Consider the following 4,344-nt stretch of genomic DNA (forward strand, 5'->3'; position numbering starts at 1 on the left):
CCGTACTGCACGTGCACCGCCAGGTAGGGGATCCCGGGCGCGTGCTGGACGATCAACGGCATGGTGTCCGGCAGCGCTCCGAAGCGCGCCGTGTCCCGTGGCGGCGGGGCGGGCAGTTCGTCCAGCAGGGCCAGTCGTCCGTGGGCGGTGAACACGGCCTGCCCGTGGGTGCCGGGTATGTCCGTGTCGCTGCCCACGATGTCCGCCACCGCGGTGATGGAGTCCTGATCCGCCCCTTCGGTCGTCAGGGCGTCCCGAAGATGCCGCCGGCGCAGCTCTATGGCGGCATCGGGGTCGCTGATGGCCGTGTCGCGGGAGGTGTCCAGGTAGACGGACGCGAACGGGCCGGGTTGCTTGTAGAGAGGTTCGAGGAAGGAAAGCCTCATGCTCGCTCCCCCTTGCACTGTCGACGCCGCCGGGTGGGAAACGGCGGTTCCACGATGCGCACGAATGTCACCGCGGGGGTGCCGCGACGGGCACGGGACGAACACCTTCCCGGGCCCGGAGGCGACGTCGCGGTCCGCCTCCGCGAGAGTGCGGCATCCAGGTCACTTCCCATGGTGCACGTCCTCGCTCGGCGGAGCGACCCGGTCGCGGACGACCGCCCGTTCACGCCGTCGGTCGCCGCCCCGCGGACGCGGCGCCAGGGCCGCTCACCGCGGCGTGGCAGACCAGGGGCGTACGTCCGTCGAGGGCGCCGGCCCGGCGCGGTGACGCTCCGTCAGGAGCACTACGGCGGACGGGGGCCCCGGCGCGTCGGTCTCCGTCGGGAAGACGGCGCTCCGCCAGGTGTCCGAGGCCGGGTACGGTCGCGGCCCGCAGCGGTGCGCATCCGTTCTCCGCCGGGGCGACGATGGGGGTACGGACACACATCGCGCTGCTCACAGCGTTCCCCTGGGACCAGGAGGCCGGATCGTGTTCTTCATGGATCGCCGGGACGCCGGCCGGCGGCTGGCTGCCCGGCTGAAGCACCTCAAGGGTTCCGATGTCGTGGTGCTGGGGCTGCCCCGCGGAGGGGTTCCGGTCGCCGCGGAGGCCGCCAAAGCGCTGGGCGCGCCGCTGGACGTCTGCCTGGTGCGCAAACTGGGCGTGCCGTTCCAGCCGGAGCTGGGGATGGGTGCCATCGGCGAAGGCGGCGTCCGTGTGATCAACGAGGAGGTGGTGCGCACGGCGCGTGTCACGCCGGACGAGCTGGCCGGGGTCGAGGCGCGCGAGCGGGTGGTGCTGGAAAGCCGTGCCCGGCGCTACCGGGGCGGACGCGAGCCGGCACCGCTCACGGGCCGCACGGCACTGGTCGTCGACGACGGGGTGGCCACGGGTTCGACGGCGCGCGCGGCCTGCCGGATCGTCCGCGCCCGCGGGGCCGCACGGGTCGTGCTGGCGGTTCCCGTGGCGCCGCACGACTGGACCGCGCGGCTGGGCGCGGACGCCGACGAGCTGGTGTGCCCGCACACTCCGCGGAACTTCTACGCGATCGGGCAGTTCTACTCCGACTTCTCCCAGACCGACGACGACGAGGTCGTCGCCTGCCTGGAGGAGGCGCTCGCCCGCCCGGTGAGCACCCGCCGGCCCCCGCCCGGTCACGCCGTGCCCGAGGACCGGGAGGCGGATGTGCGAGCGGGTGCGCTGGTGCTGCGCGGGCAGCTGACGGTGCCCGAGGGCGCGATCGGGGTCGTGGTGTTCGCGCACGGCAGCGGCAGCAGCCGGCACAGTCCGCGCAACCGGTTCGTCGCGGCCGGCCTGAACCGGGCGGGGCTGGGCACCCTGCTGTTCGACCTCCTCACCGAGGAGGAGGAGATCGACCGGGCCAACGTCTTCGACACGGACCTGCTCGCCCGGCGGCTCACGGATGCCACAGGCTGGCTGCGCGAACAGCCCGAGGCCCGGGGGCTGGCCGTCGGATACTTCGGCGCCAGCACCGGCGCGGCCGCCGCGCTCTGGGCCGCCGCCGAGCCGGACGCGCGGGTCGCCGCGGTCGTCTCCCGCGGCGGCAGGCCGGATCTCGCCGGGCCCCGGCTGCCGGCCGTGACCGCGGCCACGCTGCTGATCGTCGGGGGCCACGACCGGCTCGTACTCGGACTCAATCGCGAGGCACAGGCCCGGTTGCGGTGCGAGAACCGGCTCGCGGTCGTCCCCGGCGCCACCCACCTCTTCGAGGAGCCCGGAACCCTGGAGAAGGTCACCGACCTCGCCCGTGACTGGTTCACCGACCACATGGCCCCGGCACACCACGGGGCGGCCCGGCACTGAGGAGGTGCCGGCCGCCCGGCCCGTCACCGGGACCGGGGAGAGCGCTCCGGCCGTCACTCGGCGGGGCGATCAGGCCGTAGTGACCGTCGTGGATCCGACAACCCCGTCATCGGACGGGGCAGTCGTAGCCCTGCCCCTTGTGGCCCTCCGGGCCGCAAGGGGCAGGATGCCTCTCACCTCCCCCCTGAAGGGCGGAGCACTGGGCACATGTTCGTAGCGGCGGTACAGGACGTTTCCCCGGCCGGCGGCGGCGTCGGCGAAGAACACGAACGGCAGTCCGCCGATGTCCAGTCGCTGCTCGGCCTCGGCCGGGGTCATCCGGGGTGCGGGCAGGTCGCCGACGGTGAGCGGCACGGCCACGGGGCCGACCGGGCGGGGCCGGGGGTGCACCTGGGCGAGGCGGTAGCCCGTCGGGCCGGACCGGTACGGGGTGCTGTCCTCTCCGGTGCCGATGTCGGTGAGGAGGTGGAAGTCGTAGTCCGTCGTCTCCGGTTCGAAGGCCGCCTCGTCGGGTGTCTCCCGGGTCGGCGCGTAGGGCTCGTGCCGTACGACCCGCCGCTCCTCGACCGGGCGCGGAAAGCGGTCGGGGCGGTGGGAACCGCTGTTGCCCATGGGCAAGAAGCCAGGTCGACCGCCGACATGGACAAGGCGGCAGCTGATCGACGGCGTACGGTTTCGCACCCGTACCGGTGTGCCGTGGCGGAATGTGCCTGAGCGATACGGCCCGTGGGCACGGATGTACGACCTGTTCCGCCGCTGGCAGCGGGAGGGCACCTGACAGCGGGTCTTCGCTCGACTGCAGGCCCAGGCCCAGGGCCAGGCCGAGGCCGAGGATCTCATCACCTGGGACATCGACGTCGACTCCACGGTCTGCCGGGCCCACCAGCAGGCCGCCAGGGCGAGGAAAAGGGGGAGTTGCAGGTCGAGCCGCCCGGCGGTGTCGGTATTGGAGCCGGACGACCACGGCCTCGGCCGCTCGCGCGGTGGCCGTACGCCGAAGTCCGACAAGATAGACCATCGAACTCGGCACGCGGTCGAGTGCGGCGTCAATCGCCTTGAACGTCACCGGGCCGTGGCCGCGAGATACGACGAGCCGACGGCCCGCTATGAGGCGACCGCGCCGGTCGCGGCCCTCGATGAGTGGCTGTGACCACACGCTCGCACCGGTCTTTCGCCAGCCCTTTGCCGGGGAACCGATGGACCGGCTGGATTCTCCCGGCCGTCCGTGTTGTTCCGGACCGGTGCCGTCGACGAGGAGGTGTGGAGCACATGCGCAGGAGTGCCCGGCAGTTGAGCCCGCGTACTGACCTTTGCCGCCTCCTCACGACGGAGACACCTTGTCGCTTCGCATCACCCCACTGACCGACCCCGCTCACGGGCCGCACAGCCGGCGTCTTGCATGGCTGGCGTCCGACGCCGATTCCATCCCTGTCGGGACGGCCTTTCTGCGGCTGTTCACCGATCCGGGGCAGGAGCACCTGGCCGAACTGACCCTCCGGGTCCATCCCGCGGAGCGACGCAGGTGCGTCGGTTCCCGGCTGCTCGACGCCGCCGTGGCCGCCGCCCGGGACAACGCCCGACGCCGCGTTGTCGCGCAGGCCGAGGCCGGATCGCCCGGCGACCGCTTCCTGACGGCTCGCGGTTTCCGCAAGGTCCTCACCCTGAGGTTCTCCCGCTTGCCACTGGCCGATGTGGACACCACCGCCCTCGCCGAGATCATCGAACGTCCGCATCCCGGCTACCGGCTGGTGTCATGGCGGGGAACCGTCCCCGACGGCCTCGCCCAGACGTTCGCCGCCTCACGTCACGCCATGGACGACATGCCCATGGACGACAGCGACCACGGCACCGTGACCTGGGACGTGGACCGCGTCCGGGCCGCGGCGAAGGCCGTCGAACAGCGCGGCGACCAGTTGCACACCGTCGTCGCCGTCGACGCCTCCAACGGCTCGATCGCCGGGTTCACCGAACTCGTCGTCCCCGGCGACGGCACAGGTGACGGCCAGCACTACGGCACCGGCGTGCTGCCCGAGCACCGTGGACACGGCCTCGGCCGATGGATGAAGGCCGAGTCGATCCGACAGGTCCATGGGC

Annotated in this window: 4 protein-coding genes; 3 read left to right on the plus strand and 1 reads right to left on the minus strand. The window is 72.7% G+C overall.

Annotation, left to right across the window (positions count from 1 at the left end; all coding sequences use genetic code 11):
- The first annotated feature begins 915 nt into the window (after positions 1-915).
- Entirely contained in the window at positions 916-2,250 is a 1,335-nt protein-coding gene (locus RH94_RS07960; protein ID WP_073946931.1) for a phosphoribosyltransferase family protein, read from the plus strand.
- 69 nt (positions 2,251-2,319) lie between these two features.
- On the opposite strand, the gene RH94_RS07965 is transcribed toward RH94_RS07960, so the two are convergent.
- On the minus strand, positions 2,320-2,862 hold the full coding sequence (locus RH94_RS07965; protein WP_073946932.1) for a sigma 54 modulation/S30EA ribosomal C-terminal domain-containing protein: 543 nt from the start codon (positions 2,860-2,862) through the stop codon (positions 2,320-2,322).
- On the opposite strand from RH94_RS07965, the gene RH94_RS42740 reads away from it, so the two are divergent.
- Both RH94_RS42740 and RH94_RS07975 read left to right on the plus strand, forming a co-directional pair.
- Positions 2,861-3,028 (plus strand): transposase, encoded by a 168-nt coding sequence (locus RH94_RS42740; protein ID WP_234425613.1) that lies wholly within the window; start codon positions 2,861-2,863, stop codon positions 3,026-3,028. The genes RH94_RS07965 and RH94_RS42740 overlap by 2 nt on opposite strands.
- A 559-nt stretch (positions 3,029-3,587) precedes the next feature.
- Positions 3,588-4,344: GNAT family N-acetyltransferase (locus tag RH94_RS07975; RefSeq protein WP_073945822.1), on the plus strand; the 757-nt coding region annotated here is incomplete at its 3' end.

Source organism: Streptomyces kebangsaanensis, from assembly GCF_001906585.1.
GTDB classification, from domain to species: Bacteria; Actinomycetota; Actinomycetes; order Streptomycetales; family Streptomycetaceae; genus Streptomyces; species Streptomyces kebangsaanensis.